This is a genomic window from Mesorhizobium sp. M0954 (genome assembly GCF_040319155.1).
In the GTDB taxonomy this organism is placed as follows: Bacteria; Pseudomonadota; Alphaproteobacteria; order Rhizobiales; family Rhizobiaceae; genus Mesorhizobium.
In genome coordinates this window covers 264,614-281,836 of record NZ_JAMYNR010000002.1, presented here as the reverse complement: position 1 = coordinate 281,836, position 17,223 = coordinate 264,614, and the positions used below count along the sequence as shown (strand labels likewise).

Here is a 17,223-nt window from a genome sequence, read left to right as displayed (position 1 = left end):
AATTACTCCCTAACGCGCCGCCCGCGTGTGGCGGCCGACATAATCTTCCACCATTTTCAGGTCGGATGGAAGTACCGTGTATTTTTCCTCGGCACTCATCAACCCGCCTAGCCATGCAGGCAGGGCAGGCGACACGCCGCTGGCGGCTTCGACGGCGGCGGGAAACTTTGCCGGGTGCGCAGTGCCCAGCACCACCATCGGCACCTCACCCGCAGCCTTGCCGGCGGCCACATGCACGGCCGCGGCGGTATGCGGGTCGAGCAGATAGCGGCTCGCCGCAAGTGTGGTGCGGATGGTGGCGGCGACCTCGTCCATGGTGGCGCGGCCGGCGTCGAATTCGGAGCGGATCTTGGCGATTTCGCCGGCCTCGATGGTGAAGGCGCCGGACTGCTTGAGCCCGTTCATGTAGCGCCGCACGGCCGAGGCATCGCGGCCGGACGCTTCGAACAGCAAGCGTTCGAAGTTCGAAGACACCTGGATGTCCATCGAGGGGGACGTGGTCGAAAAGACCCCCTTCATGCGGTATTCGCCGGTTGCCAGCGTGCGCGCCAGAATATCGTTGTCGTTGGTGGCGATGATCAGCCGTTCGATCGGCAGCCCCATCTTCTTGGCGGCATAGCCGGCGAAGATGTCGCCGAAATTGCCGGTCGGCACGGTGAAGGAAACCGGCCTGTCGGGCGCGCCGAGCGACAGCGCGGAGGAGAAATAATAGACGATCTGGGCCATGATGCGGGCCCAGTTGATCGAGTTGACGCCGGACAGCGATACCCGGTCACGAAAACCGTGGTCGTTGAACATGTCCTTTACCAGGCTCTGGCAGTCGTCGAAATTGCCTTCGATCGCCAACGCATGGACGTTTGCGGCGGTCGAGGTCGTCATCTGCCGCTGCTGTACCGGCGAGACGCGGCCGTGCGGGAAAAGCACGAAGATGTCGGTGCGGTTGCGCCCGGCAAAGGCATCGATGGCGGCCCCTCCGGTGTCGCCGGAGGTGGCGCCGACAATGGTGGCGCGCTGGTCACGCTCGGCCAGCACATGGTCCATCAGCCGTGCAAGAAGCTGCATCGCCACGTCCTTGAAAGCGAGCGTCGGGCCGTGGAAGAGCTCGAGCACGAAGCTGTTCGGCCCGGTCTGCACCAGCGGGCAGACGGCCTCATGGCGGAAGGTTGCATAGGCTTCGCGCACCAGCCGTTCGAACACCGGCGCCGCGATCTCGCCGCCGAGGAACGGCGACAGCACGCGGATGGCAAGATCGGGATAGGCAAGGCCGCGCATGGCGCGGATCTCGGCTGCGGAAAAATGCGGCCAGGCGCTCGGCAGGTAGAGCCCGCCGTCGCGCGCCAGTCCGGCCAGCACCGCGTCGGAAAATCCAAGCGCGGGCGCTTCCCCGCGGGTACTCACATATTGCATCGTCACGTTTCCATTGCTGCCGGGAATTTTCGCCCGCCGCGAGGTGGTGGATTTCTGCGCTGGATCAGTCGCATTTTTGCCGCGCGGTTGATATACGTCACCGGCTTTGCGAGAGGGAAGTGCAGTTCATGGCGTTTCATTCATTCAACGGTCGTTTTGTCGCGGGTGTGGCGCTCACCGGCTTTATGCTTGCCGCCGCAGGTTGCCAATCGAGCGACAATGGAATTCTCGGCTTCGGCAAAAAGGATGCGACGCCGCCACCGCCACCCGATCCAAAGGTGCTTTCCAGCCAGTTGCAGGCCTATTGCCCGAAAGTGACGTTGCGTGACGGCACCGCCTTCTTCAATACCTACGCCAAGAGCGGTCCGAAGCCGAAGAAAAAACCCGATGTTGCCGCCGAGGAAGCCGCCCAGCCGGCAGTGGACGCGGCAGGCGTCGATCAGCCGGACGATTCCGCCAAGATCATCTATCAGGCTTCGATCACCGATGTGACCCGCGACTGCAGCCGCGCCAACGGCTCCTTGTCGATGAAGATAGCCGTCGCCGGCAAGGTCGTGCCTGGCCCGATGTTCACCCCCGGGACCATCACCATGCCGATCCGCATCGCGGTGATGCACGGCACCGAAGTTCTCTATTCGCAGCTTCACTCCTATCAGGTCCAGGTTACCGATCCTTCGAGTGCCACGCAGTTCGTCTTCACCGATTCCAACGTCGTCGTTCCGGAGCCGACGGCGAAGGACTACCAGGCATATGCCGGGTATGACGAGGGCGCTCCGAAAGTAGGGACAGACAAGCCGAGGAAGAAGAAAGCCGCCGCGACCAACTAAGCCGCTGCATTCGTGCCACGGCGGTTGGAGGCGGCCTCTCAGGCGTCCGCCGACCATTCCGACAGCGCGGCGATCACGCTTTTCAGCTCCGCCCAGCGGCGGATGACCGTTTCCGCGCCGGCCTCGGTCAGCGCATCGGCGTGGCCGGGATAGCTGTGCGCCGCGCCGGTGAAGCCGATGACGCGCATTCCCGCCGTCTTGGCGCCGGTGACGCCATGCACCGAATCCTCGATGACAAAGGTGTTGGCAGGATCGGCCTTGAGCTTTTCCGCGGCGAACCGAAACACGTCCGGCGCCGGCTTGGTTTTCCCGGTCGGAGTTTCCAGCGAGGAAAAGATACGGCCGGCAAAGAACGGCAAAAGCTGCACCTTCTCCAGCATGAATTCGATCCGCTCCGAGCGCGAATTCGAACAGACGCAGCGCGGCACTGCTACCGCGGCGACAGCCTCGTGCGCCCCGTCGATGGCACGCACGTCGCTGCGCAGCCTACGATCGACCAGCTGTTCCTCCTTGTCGATCAGCGAGGCCTGGAACGGGATGCGGGACTTTTCCTCGACCCGCATCATGATGTCCTTGAAAGTCAACCCGGCATAGACCTCGGAAATCTCCTCGGCCGATATCTCGTAGCCGGCCGAGGTCAACAGCTCGGCATCGATCCGCGCGGCGATGATTTCGGAATCGACGAGCACGCCGTCGCAATCGAAGATGACAAGGTCTGGCTGGGGCATGGTGATCCGGAAAGCGGGATGAAGGGAATGCCGAGGGCTTTTTGGTCCAAACGGCTCAGGCGGCGCGGCATACACCAACAGGCCGGGCTTCGCAAATTCGGCGGGCTGCTTCACTGAATATTTACGCTGATCGGTAACCATAACGGACAGTAAACAGTAACGCGTGCCTTGGGTGTCACAATGTCTGCCGTGCGTCTTCTCGACGAGCTTTCCGATATTCCCCAGCAATCCGAGTGGCTGGATACGATCCTGAAGGGCGACTGCGTCGCCGCGCTCGAACGGCTGCCGGAAAAGTCGATCGACGTGATCTTCGCCGATCCGCCCTATAATTTGCAGCTCGATGGCGATCTGCACCGGCCCGATCAATCCAAGGTCGATGCCGTCGACGACCATTGGGACCAGTTCGACAGTTTTGAGGCCTACGACGCCTTCACCCGCGCCTGGCTGCTGGCGGCGCGCCGTGTGTTGAAGCCCAACGGCACGATCTGGGTTATCGGCTCCTACCACAATATTTTCAGGGTCGGCGCCAAGATGCAGGACCTGGGCTTCTGGATCCTCAACGACGTCGTCTGGCGCAAGACCAATCCAATGCCGAATTTCCGTGGCCGCCGTTTCCAGAACGCGCATGAGACGATGATCTGGGCATCGCGCGACCAGAAGGGCAAGGGTTACACATTCAACTACGAGGCGCTGAAGGCGTCGAACGACGACGTCCAGATGCGCTCGGACTGGCTGTTTCCGATCTGCACCGGCGGCGAGCGCCTGAAGAACGACAATGGTGACAAATTGCATCCGACGCAGAAGCCGGAAGCGTTGCTTGCCCGCGTCATGACGGCATCGACCAGGCCGGGCGACATCGTGCTCGACCCGTTCTTCGGTTCAGGCACCACCGGGGCTGTGGCGAAGCGGCTTGGCCGCCACTTCGTCGGCATCGAGCGCGAACAAACCTATATCGATGCCGCCATGGAACGTATCGATGCGGTCCGGCCGCTGGAAGGCGCCAATTTGACGGTACTGACCGGCAAGCGCGCCGAGCCGCGCGTCGCCTTCGTCACCCTTCTCGACAATGGCCTGGTGGCGCCAGGCGCCACGCTCTACGACGCCAAGAAGCGCTGGGCGGCAAAAGTGCGCGCCGACGGCACGCTGGCCATCGGCGACAGTGCCGGGTCGATCCACAAGATCGGCGCCGAGGTCCAGGGGCTGGACGCCTGCAACGGATGGACCTTCTGGCATTATGAGCGCAGCGGCGGCCTGACCCCGATCGACGAGCTTCGCCGCATTGCTCGGCTAGGCATGGAGCGGGCGGGCGCCTGACGGCTTCCGAGTTGCGGCAGATCGGTTAATGCGAAGGCTCAACCAACTCCTGGAACCGATTCAAATCACACTTTGATCCCAAGACTCTCAAGGTCCGCCCTGAGCGTCTTTGCATCGGTGAACAGCACCGACTGCCAGCCCGCCGCCTTGGCGCCGTCGACGTTCTTCTGGCTGTCGTCGATGAACAGCGTCGCTGACGGCTCGAGGCTGAACGCGGCGACGTGGTGGTCATAGATGGCGCGATCCGGCTTGATCTGGCGGATGTCGCCGGAAACGGTGACGCCGCGCGGCCGATTGAGGAAATCGAAGCGCTCGCGGGCCTCGGCGAGCGTATCTGCAGCGAAATTGGTGAGCATCGTCACGTCATGGCCGCTGTCGATCAGGCCGATCATGATGGCGACGCTGTCCTCATAGGCGTGAGGCACCATCTCGTGCCAGTGCCGGCGGAAATTGCGGATATTTTCGGCGTGCTCGGGATATTGCGCGATCGCCAGCGCTTCGGCCTCTTCCCAACTGCGGCCGCGATCCTGCTCGATGTTCCAATCATGCGTGCAGACATTGTCGAAGAACCATTTCCGTTCGTCGGGATCGGGGATCAAGCGACTGAAGGGCAGGTCCGGATCATAGTGGATCAGCACTTTGCCGATGTCGAAAACGATGTGGCGGATTTCAGTCATTCTTCTCTCTTTCAACGCGGCCGCTGCTTTTTCGTCGCGCCCGGTATCGCCGCTTCGATTACCTTTTTCATGACGCTCGGCAGCGCTTCCCCGGAAATTTCATGGGCCAGCGACCAGAAATGCCCGACCGGGGCGGCACTGTCGGTGTCCGCCTTGAACACGTCGAGTTCAAGCGCAAAATGGGTGAAGACATGGCCGATGCGTCCGGCCTGCCGCCAGTTGCCGGGGAAGGGGGCTGCCGCTTCCGTGGTGGCGCCGTCTATGCGCGCCGTCCAGCCGGTCGTCGGCACCTCAGTCATGCCGCCGAGCAGGCCTTTGTCCGCGCGCTTGCGCAGAAGGATGGCGCCGTCGCGCCTGACGGCAACGAAGGCGGCACCGCGGCGTAAGGGTCTTTCGGCCTTGGGCAGGCGGACCGGAAAGCGTTCGGGGTCGCCCGAGGTCGTGGCGCTGCAGCCCTCGCGAACGGGGCACAGCATGCAGCGGGGCTGGCGCGGCGTGCAGATCGTCGCGCCCAGGTCCATCATCGCCTGCGCGAAGTCGCCGGGCCTTGTCGGGGGAACCATGCGTTCGACCTGGCCGCGTATCTCGCCCTTGGCTTCGCCCAGCGGCGTGGCGATCGAAAACAGCCGTGAGACGACCCGTTCGACATTGCCGTCGACGACCGCGGCTGGTCGGTCGAAGGCGATCGCTGCGATCGCCGCCGCCGTATAGGCGCCGATGCCGGGCAGTTCCTTCAAGCCGGACTCGCTGTCCGGAAAGCGGCCGCCTTGCCGCGCGACGAGATCGGCACAGGCTTTGAGGTTACGGGCGCGGGAGTAATAGCCGAGCCCGGCCCAGGCCTTCATGACGTCTTCGGTCGGTGCCGCCGCCAGCGCCTGGATCGTTGGCCATTTCTCTGCGAACGCCCGGAAATAGGATTTTACCGCCTCGACCGTGGTTTGCTGCAGCATCACCTCGGAAAGCCAGACCAGATAGGGATCGGGCCGCCCCCCACCCGCCAGCGCGCGCGGCGAAACGCGCCAGGGCAGGTCGCGGTGATGCGCGTCGTACCAGCCAAGCAGCCGGGAGGCGATCTCGACATTGTCTCCGGATACGGCCTTGCGGGTCTGGTCGTGCAGTGCCATTGATCGAGGGTCGGCCCTAATCCATTGGTGCTGAAGCTGGAGAACGCACATGGCAGGGAAAAGGCCCTTCGGCAATCCCGTTCCGGTGAGCGATCTCGCAACCGAGATCCTCGACCCGGTGCTGCGCAAACGGGCCGGTATGTCGATCGGACTGGTCCAGTCATGGGAAGAAATTGCCGGGCCGCGGCTTGCCGGCCGCTCGCGCCCGGAAAAGATCCAGTGGCCGCGCCGCATGCATGAGGACGATCCTTTCGAACCGGCGGTGCTGGTGATTGCCTGCGAGGGTGTAGCGGCACTGCATCTGCAGCACGAGACCGGCGAGATCATCAACCGGGTCAATGCCTTCCTCGGTTTCAATGCGATCGGTCGGATCAGGATCGTGCAGAAGCCGGTAATGGCGGGCAAGGACAAGCCGAAACCCAGTTTGCGGCCATTGACTGCGGCCGAGAAAGCGAAGCTGTCGGGCACCGTTGGTTTGATCGAGGACGGCGGGCTGCGCGCCTCGCTAGAGCGGCTTGGCGCCACCATTCTCGGTCAAAAGAAACCGTGATCTCGCGCTATCGTGATGGTATGCCCGGATTTGGCGATTGGAATAGGGGCGGTAATGCCTTAATTCGCGCCAACTCTCGCTTTTTGTAGACTTTGCATTGCAAAATCCAACTATTGCCAGGTGATTCGTATGATCCGTTCCTTGTCCCGCAGAAACCTTTTGACTTCGCTGGCCGCAATACCAGCGGTGGCGCTGCTTGCCGCCTGCAGCGACTCGGGCGAGAAAGCCGAGGCGCAGGATGTGAAGCCTGCGGCTCCGGAACCTGCGAAGCCGGCCGCTCCGGCCGCCGCGGCGGCGCCGGAGGCTCAGGGCACGGTCGATATGGCGGCACTGCTGAAGCCCGGCGCATTGCCCGACATGCAGCTCGGCAAGGACGATGCAAAGGTCACTATCGTCGAATATGCATCGATGACCTGCCCGCATTGCGCGCATTTCGCCGAGACCACTTTTCCGGAGCTGAAGACGAAATATATCGATACCGGCAAGGCCCGTTACATACTGCGCGAGTTTCCGTTCGATCCCAGCGCCGAGGCCGGTTTCATGCTGGCGCGCTGCTCCAAGGACAACTATTTCCCGATGGTCGACGTGCTGTTCAGGCAGCAGGCGAACTGGGTTGGTGTGAACAATACCAAGGACGCACTGCTGCAAATCGCCAAGCTTGCCGGTTTTACACAGGAGTCCTTCGAGGCCTGCTTGACGGACCAGAAACTTCTGGACGATGTGAGATCCGTCCAGAAGCGTGGCGCCGACGAATTCAAGGTCGATTCCACACCGACCTTTTTCATCAACGGAAAGACCTACAAAGGGGCGATGTCGATTGCGGAAATGTCGGCCATCATCGACCCTCTGCTCTGACGTTTCGGCAGCGCCGAAGCGGCGTCGCTTCGGCGTGCGCACTTCTTTGTCTTGCCGCGGGGTCTCCTTGCAAAACCGCGGAACAGCGTTGCGAAACTTGGCTATGGGCCGGCGCGAATGAAGTTCTCGCGCCTTCGCCTGCTCGGCTTCAAATCCTTCGTCGAACCCGGCGAGTTCGTCATCGAACGCGGCCTGACCGGCGTCGTCGGGCCGAACGGCTGCGGCAAGTCGAACTTGGTCGAGGCGCTGCGCTGGGTTATGGGCGAAAGCTCCTACAAGAACATGCGTGCGTCCGGCATGGACGACGTCATCTTTTCCGGCTCGGGAACGCGTCCGGCCCGCAACACCGCCGAAGTCACGCTGTTCCTCGACAATAGCGACCGCACCGCGCCGTCCGCCTTCAACGACGCCGATGAGTTGCAGGTCTCGCGCCGCATCGAGCGCGAGGCCGGCTCGCTCTACCGCATCAACGGCAAGGAGGCTCGCGCCAAGGACGTTCAGCTGCTGTTCGCCGACCAGTCGACCGGCGCCCGCTCGCCCTCGATGGTCGGCCAGGGCCGCATAGGCGAGCTGATCCAGGCAAAGCCGCAGGCGCGCCGCGCGCTGCTGGAAGAGGCGGCCGGAATTTCCGGCCTGCATACGCGCCGCCACGAAGCCGAGCTGCGGCTGAAGGCGGCGGAACAGAACCTCGAAAGGCTGGACGACGTCGTCGGCGAGCTGGAAAGCCAGATCGAAAGCCTGAAACGCCAGGCCCGCCAGGCCTCGCGCTTCAAGAACCTGTCGGCCGACATCCGCAAGGCCGAAGCGACGCTGCTGCATCTGCGCTGGACGCTGGCCAAGACGCAGGAAGGCGAAGCGCGTTCGGCGCTGGCGATTGCCACCGCGCTGGTCGGCGACCGTGCCGCCGCCCAGATGGCTGCCGCCAGGGAACAAGGTATCAACGCCCACCGGCTGCCGGACTTGCGCGATGCGGAAGCCGCTGCCGCCGCCGCCTTCCAGCGTCTGTCGATCGCCAAGGCGCAGATCGAGGAAGAGGCGGGCCGCATCCGCGCCCGCCAGGCAGAGCTCGACCGCCGACTGCAACAGCTCGATGGCGACCTTGCCCGCGAGGAGCGCATGGTCCGCGATAATGCGGATATCCTCGAACGCCTCGCCGCCGAAGAAGCCGCGCTCAATGCCGAAAACGCCGGCGCCGCCGAGCGCGAAGCCAGCACCCGCGCGGCTTTCGAGCAGGCGGCATCGACGCTTGCCTCGAGCGAGGCCAGGCTCGCCGCGCTGACCGCCGAACGGGCGGAGGCTGCCGCCTCGCGCAACCAGATCGAACGGACGCTGCGCGACACCGCTGAGCGCCGCGACCGCTTTGCCCGCCAGCTTGCCGATGTCGACCGCGAACTGTCGGAGATCGTCTCCAGGGTCGCCGGCCTGCCCGATCCCGCCGAGAAGCGGCTACTGGTCGATCAGGCGCTGGCGCTGCTCGAAAAGGCCGAGGCAGCCGCCATTGCCGCCGAACAGGCGGTCGCCGAGGCGCGTGCAGACGAAAGTGCTGCCCGCCCACCGGTTCAGGACACAAAGGCCGAGCTGGCGCGGATCGAAACCGAGGCACGCACGCTGGCCAAGATCCTCAACGCCGCCAGCGGCGATCTATTTCCCTCGGTGCTGGAGCAGATCAGCGTCGAGCGTGGCTACGAGACGGCGCTGGGTGCGGCGCTTGGCGAAGATCTCGACGTGCCGCTCGACCGCAGTGCGCCGGTGCATTGGGGCCAGAGCGAAATCCAGCCTGCCGACGCCGCATTGCCCGAAGGCATAAGGAGCCTCGCCAGCGTTGTGCGTGCGCCGGCACAGCTGGCCCGCAGGCTGGCCCAGATCGGCATTGTCGAAGCCGCCGACGGAAGACGGCTGCAGACGCTGCTTGCTCCCGGTCAACGGCTGGTCAGCCGCGAAGGCGCGCTCTGGCGTTGGGACGGCTTCACCGCCAGCGCCGATGCCCCGACCGCCGCCGCGCAGCGGCTGGCGCAGAAAAACCGGCTGGCCGAGCTCGATGCCGAAGCAGTCCATGCCACGCGCGCCCTGCGCGAAGCTGAACAAGCCCTTGCCCGGGCCGAACAGGCGCGTGCCCAGGCGAGCGAGGCCGAACGCAACGCCCGACAGGCCGGACGCGACGCCCAGCACGGGCTCGACGCTGCCCGCGATACGCTGGCCGAGGCCGAAAAAGCCGGCGGCGAGCTGTCGAGCCGGCGTGCCGCACTTGACGAGGCGCGCGCACGCATTGTCGACAGCCATGAGGAAACGGCGGCGGCATTCGTCGAGGCGGAAATGCTGCTGCAATACGCGCCCGATCTCGGCGACCTGCAGTTGCAGCTCGAGCAGTCGGCGGCCAATGTCGCCCGCGACCGCGCCGCCCTTGCCGATGCGCGTGCCGTTCACGAGGGCCTGAGGCGGGAAGCCGAGGCACGTGCGCGTCGGCTCGATGCCATCGGCGCGGAACGGCGCAACTGGATGGAGCGCGCCGAAAACGCCTCGACACAGATCGCGGCGCTCGGCGAACGCAAGGCGGAGGCCGAGGCCGAGCGCGAGCAACTGGCCGACGCCCCCGACGAGATCGACGCCAAGCGGCGCGCCCTGCTGTCGCAACTCGCCGAGGCCGAAAGCCTGCGCAAGGCAGCGGGCGACCGCTTGCAGGAAGCGGAGAACCGCCAGTCCGAGCTGGACAAGGCTGCGACTGCTGCCATCCAGTCGCTGGCCGAGGCGCGCGAATCCCGCGTTCGCGCCGAAGAGCGGCTGACCGCCGCCGACGAGCGTCGGCTGGAAGTCGAGGCGCGCATCCAGGAAACGCTGAACACGCCGCCGCATCTGGTGATCCGCCACACCGGCCTCGAACCCGACAGCCCGATGCCCGAAATGGCCGAGATCGAGCGTCAGCTCGACCGGCTGAAGGTCGAACGCGAACGGCTCGGTGCCGTCAATCTGCGCGCCGAGGAGGAGCAGAAGGAACTGTCGGACCGGCTGGAGACCATCGTCTCCGAGCGCGACGACATCATCGAGGCGATCCGCAAGCTGCGGCAGGCGATCCATAGCCTGAACCGCGAAGGCCGCGAGCGGCTGCTCGCCGCCTTCGAGGTGGTTAACGGCCATTTTCAACGGCTGTTTTCGCATCTGTTCGGCGGCGGCACCGCCGAGCTGCAACTGATCGAGTCCGACGATCCGCTCGAAGCGGGGCTCGAGATCCTGGCGCGTCCGCCCGGCAAGAAGCCGCAGACGATGACGCTGCTGTCCGGCGGCGAGCAGGCGTTGACGGCGATGTCGCTGATCTTCGCCGTGTTCCTGACCAACCCGGCGCCGATCTGCGTGCTCGACGAAGTCGACGCGCCGCTCGATGACCACAATGTCGAGCGTTTCTGCAATCTGATGGACGAAATGGCCGCAACCACCGAAACGCGCTTCGTCATCATCACACACAACCCGATCACCATGGCGCGCATGGACCGGCTGTTTGGGGTGACCATGGCCGAGCAAGGCGTCAGCCAACTGGTGTCGGTTGACCTGCAGGCGGCCGAAGCCATGCGCGAGGCAAGCTGACGCATCAGCTTAATGGTGGTCTCCACCTCGGCTTTCGACTATAGCACGACAAAATGGGCCGGATCTGCCGCTCCAGATACCGGCCCGGCTATGCGCGTGGAGAAGCTTGTTGCCTATACTTGTCACCGGAGCCGCGGGGTTCATTGGCAGCCACGTTTGCCACCATCTGCTCGACCGGGGAGAAGCGGTCGTCGGCGTCGACAACATGAACGACTATTACGACCTGGCGCTCAAAAAGGGGCGGCTTGCCGGCCTTCTGCCCCATAAGGATTTTTCGTTCCACCAGATCGATATTGCCGAACAGGGCGCGCTTGCAGCCGCTTTGGCCGGGCAAGGCATCGTTAGGATCGTGCACCTTGCCGCGCAGGCGGGCGTGCGCCACTCACTCGACAATCCGCGGCTCTATATCCGCTCCAATGTCATGGGCCACCTCGAAGTGCTCGAATTCTGTCGCGCCGAACCGGCATTCGAGCATCTGGTCTATGCCTCGTCGAGCTCGGTGTATGGCGGCAACCGCAGCGTGCCGTTCAGCGAAGCCGATCAGGTCGACAAGCCCGTTTCGCTTTACGCCGCCACCAAGAAAACCGATGAGTTGATGAGCCACACCTACGCCCATCTGTTCGGCATACCGCAGACCGGCCTGCGGTTTTTCACGGTCTACGGTCCCTGGGGCCGTCCCGACATGGCCTATTGGATGTTCACCCAGGCGATGCTCAAGGGCAAGCCGATCCGGGTCTTCAACAATGGCGAAATGTGGCGCGATTTCACCTACATAGACGATGTTGTGAAGGCGGTTGTCGCCGTGCTCGACAAGCCGCCGGCGGCTGACGTTCCGCCGAACAGGCTCTACAATGTCGGCAACAACCGGCCGGTGCGTCTGGGCGACTTCATCGACATTCTGGAAAGGCTGCTCAAGGTCAAGGCAATCCGCCACAACGAGCCGATGCAGGCGAGCGACGTCGAGAAGACTTACGCCGACATGACCGCGCTGGAGCGGGATTTCGGCTTCAGGCCTAGCGTTTCGATAGAGGACGGGCTGAAGAAGTTTGTCGACTGGTACCGGCCGTACTCGAAGCAGTGATTTGCACCGCTCGCCGTGATGCCGTCAAGCTGACATCTGAAGTGGGGCGCAAGTCGGTCCGCAAAAGCATCATTTTGTCCTAACATCCTGTTAACCACATGCTCGCTGAAACGTATCCGATTAACCTTTGAGGCGCTTATGACCGCTATGTTTCGTGGCTTGCTGTTCAGTATGAGCTGTGTGGATGTGCGGATTCGGGGGCTATTTCGGTTCAGTCCGGGATGCGGAAGCTTTGCTTGCGCGCATGACGTCTGCGATCGCCCATCGCGGGCCGGATGAACAAGGGAAATTCGTAGCGCCCGAGGTTGGACTTGGGCATGCGCGGCTGTCGGTGATTGGAATTGGTGACGGCCAGCAGCCGATGTCCGACGAAACCGGCAATTTGACGATTGCGTTCAACGGCGAGATCTTCAACTACGTGGAATTGCGCGAAGGGCTGCTGGCCAAGGGCCGACGCTTCCGCACGTCGAGCGATACCGAAGTTCTCCTGCAGCTTTATGACGAGATGGGCGAAGACTGTCTGTCGCTCCTGAACGGTGATTTCGCCTTCGCGATTTGGGATAACCGGCGGCGGCGGATGGTGCTTGCAAGAGACCGCATGGGTGTTCGGCCGCTGTTTTACACCAGCAAGGACGGGGTGCTCTACTTTGCGTCGGAGATAAAGGCCCTGCTGACGGTACCCGGCGTCTCGGCCGAAATCGATCCAATTGCACTCGACCAGATCTTTACGCTGTGGGCGCCGATCGCTCCACGCACGGCTTTCCGCAACATCCACGAGCTGGAGCCGGCAAGCGTGATGATCGCGACACGGGGGCAAGTCACGGTCAAACCATATTGGCACCTAGACTACCCGTATCCGGATAGGCCATCGAAGATCACCAATGAGGACGACGCGGCCGAGGAACTGCAGGCCCTGTTGACCGACGCGGTGAGGCTTCGCATGCGCGCCGACGTGCCGGTCGGTTCTTACCTTTCGGGCGGGCTCGATTCATCCCTCGTTTCGGCACTCGCGGCCGGCATGACTCCTCTTAAGCTGCAGACATTTTCCGTGACGTTCGACAGCGCCGAGCATGACGAAAGCGCCTTCCAGACCGAAATGGCGTCAGCACTTGGCACGCGCCATCGAACCATTGCGTGTCGTGCCGGCGATATCGCCGGTGTGTTTCCCGAAGTCATCCGCTTTACCGAGCGGCCGATCATCCGCACGGCCCCAGCCCCCCTCTATCAACTGTCCGGCCTCGTTCGCCAGGCCGGTTTGAAAGTAGTGCTGACAGGCGAAGGCGCCGACGAGGTCTTTGCCGGCTATGATGTCTTCAAGGAAGCGCGGGTTCGCCGTTTCTGCGCGCGACAGCCGGCATCGCGCATAAGGCCACAACTGTTCCGCAAGCTTTATCCCTATCTGCCGGGCCTGCAACAGCAGTCCGTGGAATACCTGGCTGCGTTCTTCGGAACCGGCAGCGCTGCCCTGGACGATCCGCTGTTCTCGCATCGGCCGCGTTTCAAGACCACATCAGCGGCGAAGATGTTCTTTTCCGGTGACCTGCGCGCGACATTGAAGGGGTATGACGCGGCCGAGGACCTGGCCAGCCGGTTGCCTGAGGCGTTTTCCCGGTGGCATCCGCTGCATCAGGCGCAATATCTAGAAACCCGCTTCCTCCTGCCGGGCTACATCCTCTCCAGCCAGGGCGATCGCATGGCCATGGCGCACGGTATCGAAGGGCGGTTCCCCTTCCTTGACCATCGCTTGGTGGAGTTTGCGGCAAGACTTCCGCCGGAGATGAAGCTGAAGGGACTGGTGGAAAAACACATATTGCGCAAAGTTGCCAGACACCTGCTTCCGGCGGCCATCCGCGAGCGCACCAAACAGCCTTACCGGGCTCCGGAAGCCCGCTCCTTCGTGGGAGCCGGAGAATTGGACTACGTACGCGACTCGCTGAGCGAGGCGAGTATCGCATCCGGAGGACTATTCAACGCCAAGGCGGTGGCGAACCTGCACGAGAAATGCCGCTTGCAGCCAGCGTCCGGATTCCGCGACAATGCGGCTTTCGTCGGCATTTTGTCGGCGCAACTGTGGCAGAAGATTTTCACCGGCGAAAAGGTCGGTGAAGCACGAGCGGCCTGAAAAATCGAGGGAATGAAAAATCATGGTAGCAATCAAGGACAAGGTCAAAACCTTTATCGTCGACAACTTCCTGTTCGGCGACACGTCCTACGAGCTTGCAGACACCGCATCACTGATCGAGAACGGCATCATCGACTCGACGGCCGTGTTGGAGCTAGTGGCATTCATAGAGGATGATTTTGGCATAGCCATGGTCGATGCCGACATCGTACCGGCCAATCTGGATTCGATTGACCGTATCTCAGCCTTCGTCAAGGCAAAAGCAGAAGCGCTGGCAGCATAGCCATCGGTGAGGAGCGTCCGTGCGGATCGAACATTTTCTGACGGCGAAGGCCGCTGCCCATCCAGCCAAAACGGCATTGATCACCGAGCACAAAAGGCTGTGCTACAAAGAGCTGGACGATCTCTCGAGCCGCTTGGCCGCCGCCCTTTTTTTGAATGGCGTCAGGCGCGACGACCGGGTGCTGATCTTCATGGACAATTGCTGGGAGGCTGCGGTTTCGATTTTCGCAGTTCTTAAAGCAGGCGCGACTTTCAGTCCGATCAACGCATCCACCAAGGCCGAAAAGCTAGCCTACATCATCGCCGATTGCGATGCCGCCGCGATCCTCACGCAAGCAAGACTGATGCCCGTGGTCGCCGAGGCGTCCGGATCCTCCGGCGAGACGTCCTCCGGCAAGACCGGCATCTTCGTGGCTTCCACCGTTGCTGCCGATAGCCAATGCCCGGCAGGGGCCACATCCCTGGCGGAGTGCTTGACGGTCCAAGTCAGGGAGATTGACCATCGCGGCGTTGACGTCGATCTTGCGATGTTGATCTACACCTCGGGCTCGACCGGCCGGCCCAAGGGTGTGATGATGACGCACCGCAATTGCGACGCGGCGGCCGACTCCATCACCAACTACCTGCGCAACTCGCCCGACGACATCATCTTGAATGTTCTGCCCCTCGCTTTCGACTACGGCCTCTATCAATTGCTGATGGCCGTCAGGCTCGGCGCCACGCTCGTGCTCGAGAAGTCCTTCGCTTTTCCCCAGGCGGTCTTTGAACGCATCCGCCAGGAAGGCGTCACCGGGCTTCCGCTCGTGCCCACGATGGCAGCGATGATCCTGCAGTTGAGGGACCTGGCGCCGGGCTTCCTGCCCAGCCTTCGCTATATTTCCAACACGGCGGCTGCCTTGCCGCCGCCTCACATAGAACGCCTTCGGTTCCTTTTCCCCGGTGTCAGGCTCTATTCGATGTATGGCCTGACGGAATGCAAGCGCTGCACCTATCTGCCGCCCGAGGAGCTCGACCGCCGGCCGGGCTCGGTCGGAATAGCCATTCCGAACACCGAAGCCTTTGTCGTCGACGACGAGGGGCAACGGGTGCCGCCGGGCGTAGCGGGTGAGCTGGTCATTCGCGGGCCGCACGTCATGCAGGGTTATTGGCGAAACGAAGCTGCGACGGCACGAGCCCTGCGCCGGGGTCCGAACCCTTGGGAGAAGGTTCTCTACACCGGCGATCTTTTCAGGGCCGATGAGGAAGGCTTTCTTTATTTCGTCGGCCGCAAGGACGACATCATAAAGTCGCGGGGAGAGAAGGTGGCGCCCAAGGAAGTGGAAGCCGTGCTTCACGCTCATCCGGGCATCGCGGAAGCGGTGGTTGTCGGTGTGCCGGATCCCGTGCTCGGGCATGCGATCGGCGCAGTTATAGTACGGTCCGACCCGGCGCTTACCGAAAAGGATATCATACGTCACTGTGCACGCCACCTTGAGGACTTCATGGTCCCCAAGGTCGTCGAGTTCCGCCGCGAGCTGCCGAAGACCGATACCGGCAAGGTCAGCCGTCGGCTTGCGGCAGAAACCATGGAGGCCGCGCAATGAATGTTCGCCCGACCGAGGATGCGCGGACCTTTCTGGCGCAGGCTCTGGCAATCGACCTGATCACCGAAACGGACCGTATCGTAACGGCCTTGCGCCAGCAGTTGCGCGGGCTTCGCAAGCGGGGCCTTGTGCTCGGTCTTTCGGGCGGGATCGATTCGAGCGTGTCGGTCGCGTTGGCGGCACGAGCCGTTGGCCCCAAGAATGTACTTTGCCTGTTCATGCCGGAAAGCGATTCCGATCCTGAAAGTCTGCGGCTCGGCCGCCTCGTCGCCGAAACTTTCGGTGTCGAGGCTGTGACGGAGGATATCGGGCCGATCCTGCGCGCAATGGGCTGCTACAGGCGTCGCGACGCCTTCATCCGCGAATTGGTCCCGGAATACGGCGAAGGCTGGGCTTCGAAGATCGTGATCGCGAACGCCCTTGAGGGCGGGGGCTACAATATCTCGTCCCTGGTGGTGCAAGACCCGGAGGGCAAGCAGACGAAACTGAGAATGCCGCTGCCTGTCTATCTCGGCGTCGTCGCCGCTACCAATATGAAGCAGCGCACCCGCAAGCAGATTGAATACTATCATGCGGATCGCCTGAACTTCGCCGTTCTTGGAACCCCGAACCGGCTGGAATACGATCAGGGTTTCTTCGTGAAGAACGGTGACGGCGCCGCGGACGTCAAGCCGATTGCCCACCTCTATAAAACACAGGTCTATGCGCTTGCGGCCCATCTCGGTATTCCGGAAGAAATCCGCAACCGGCCTCCGACCACCGATACCTACTCGCTGGCGCAGACCCAGGAGGAGTTCTACTTCTCGCTTCCCTATGACCGTATGGATCTTTGCCTTTACGGTCTTAACAACGGCGTGGCGGCTGAGGCGGTGGGGCAGGCGGCGGGGTTGGCCGCCTCACAAGTGGAACACGTCTGGGCCGATATCATCGCCAAGCGCAAGGCGACGCGTTATCTGCACATGCGTCCGCAACTCGTCGAGGAAGTCGAAGAACTCGATACCTGACCTGCTTCGAGACCGCCACGTCCCAGGCCGTCGTCATGGCCGAGATGGGCGGGAAGTTGCCGTACATCTCATCTGCGAGAACGAGCACGTTGC

The 17,223-nt window shown here is 62.9% G+C and carries 14 protein-coding genes; 10 read left to right on the top strand and 4 right to left on the bottom strand.

Going from position 1 to position 17,223, the window contains the following annotated elements:
• Positions 1-9 precede the first annotated feature (9 nt).
• Positions 10-1,407, bottom strand: coding sequence for a threonine synthase (thrC, locus tag NKH93_RS04475; protein WP_352969324.1), 1,398 nt, complete (start codon positions 1,405-1,407; stop codon positions 10-12).
• A gap of 128 nt (positions 1,408-1,535) precedes the next feature.
• Here thrC and NKH93_RS04470 point away from each other — a divergent pair, with 128 nt between their 5' ends.
• On the top strand, positions 1,536-2,234 hold the full coding sequence (locus NKH93_RS04470; RefSeq protein ID WP_352768744.1) for a hypothetical protein: 699 nt from the start codon (positions 1,536-1,538) through the stop codon (positions 2,232-2,234).
• 38 nt (positions 2,235-2,272) lie between these two features.
• Here NKH93_RS04470 and NKH93_RS04465 read toward each other — a convergent pair whose 3' ends face one another.
• Positions 2,273-2,962, bottom strand: coding sequence for an HAD family hydrolase (locus NKH93_RS04465; RefSeq protein WP_254818468.1), 690 nt, complete (start codon positions 2,960-2,962; stop codon positions 2,273-2,275).
• Positions 2,963-3,142: 180 nt separating this feature from the next.
• On the opposite strand from NKH93_RS04465, the gene NKH93_RS04460 reads away from it, so the two are divergent.
• Positions 3,143-4,276: a site-specific DNA-methyltransferase gene (locus NKH93_RS04460; RefSeq protein ID WP_352969322.1), complete on the top strand. Its 1,134-nt coding sequence runs from the start codon at positions 3,143-3,145 to the stop codon at positions 4,274-4,276.
• A gap of 65 nt (positions 4,277-4,341) precedes the next feature.
• On the opposite strand, the gene NKH93_RS04455 is transcribed toward NKH93_RS04460, so the two are convergent.
• Both NKH93_RS04455 and mutY read right to left on the bottom strand, forming a co-directional pair.
• Positions 4,342-4,953 (bottom strand): HAD family hydrolase, encoded by a 612-nt coding sequence (locus NKH93_RS04455; protein WP_352470642.1) that lies wholly within the window; start codon positions 4,951-4,953, stop codon positions 4,342-4,344.
• Between the two features lie 11 nt (positions 4,954-4,964).
• Complete coding sequence (gene mutY / locus NKH93_RS04450) at positions 4,965-6,077, bottom strand: A/G-specific adenine glycosylase (protein WP_352969320.1); 1,113 nt, start codon at positions 6,075-6,077, stop codon at positions 4,965-4,967.
• Between the two features lie 49 nt (positions 6,078-6,126).
• Here mutY and NKH93_RS04445 point away from each other — a divergent pair, with 49 nt between their 5' ends.
• The 8 genes from NKH93_RS04445 (at position 6,127) to nadE (ending at position 17,130) form a co-directional block, all read left to right on the top strand.
• Positions 6,127-6,627 carry a DUF721 domain-containing protein gene (locus NKH93_RS04445; protein ID WP_023674157.1) on the top strand — a complete coding sequence of 167 codons (501 nt, stop codon included), beginning with the start codon at positions 6,127-6,129 and terminating at the stop codon, positions 6,625-6,627.
• A 129-nt stretch (positions 6,628-6,756) separates the two neighbouring features.
• The gene (locus tag NKH93_RS04440; protein WP_023674158.1) at positions 6,757-7,482 is read left to right on the top strand and encodes a DsbA family protein; all 726 of its coding nucleotides are present in this window, start codon (positions 6,757-6,759) and stop codon (positions 7,480-7,482) included.
• A gap of 117 nt (positions 7,483-7,599) precedes the next feature.
• Entirely contained in the window at positions 7,600-11,058 is a 3,459-nt protein-coding gene (smc, locus tag NKH93_RS04435; RefSeq protein ID WP_352969318.1) for a chromosome segregation protein SMC, read from the top strand.
• A 109-nt stretch (positions 11,059-11,167) separates the two neighbouring features.
• Positions 11,168-12,139, top strand: coding sequence for an NAD-dependent epimerase/dehydratase family protein (locus NKH93_RS04430; protein WP_352470637.1), 972 nt, complete (start codon positions 11,168-11,170; stop codon positions 12,137-12,139).
• Between the two features lie 184 nt (positions 12,140-12,323).
• Positions 12,324-14,261, top strand: a complete 1,938-nt coding sequence (gene asnB / locus NKH93_RS04425) for an asparagine synthase (glutamine-hydrolyzing) (RefSeq protein WP_352969316.1) — start codon at positions 12,324-12,326, stop codon at positions 14,259-14,261.
• A gap of 19 nt (positions 14,262-14,280) precedes the next feature.
• Entirely contained in the window at positions 14,281-14,544 is a 264-nt protein-coding gene (locus NKH93_RS04420) for an acyl carrier protein (RefSeq protein WP_352470706.1), read from the top strand.
• Positions 14,545-14,563: 19 nt separating this feature from the next.
• Positions 14,564-16,126: a class I adenylate-forming enzyme family protein gene (locus NKH93_RS04415; protein ID WP_352470635.1), complete on the top strand. Its 1,563-nt coding sequence runs from the start codon at positions 14,564-14,566 to the stop codon at positions 16,124-16,126.
• Positions 16,123-17,130, top strand: coding sequence for an NAD(+) synthase (gene nadE / locus NKH93_RS04410; protein WP_352969313.1), 1,008 nt, complete (start codon positions 16,123-16,125; stop codon positions 17,128-17,130). The genes NKH93_RS04415 and nadE overlap by 4 nt, the downstream gene beginning before the upstream one ends.
• The last annotated feature ends 93 nt before the right edge of the window (positions 17,131-17,223 follow it).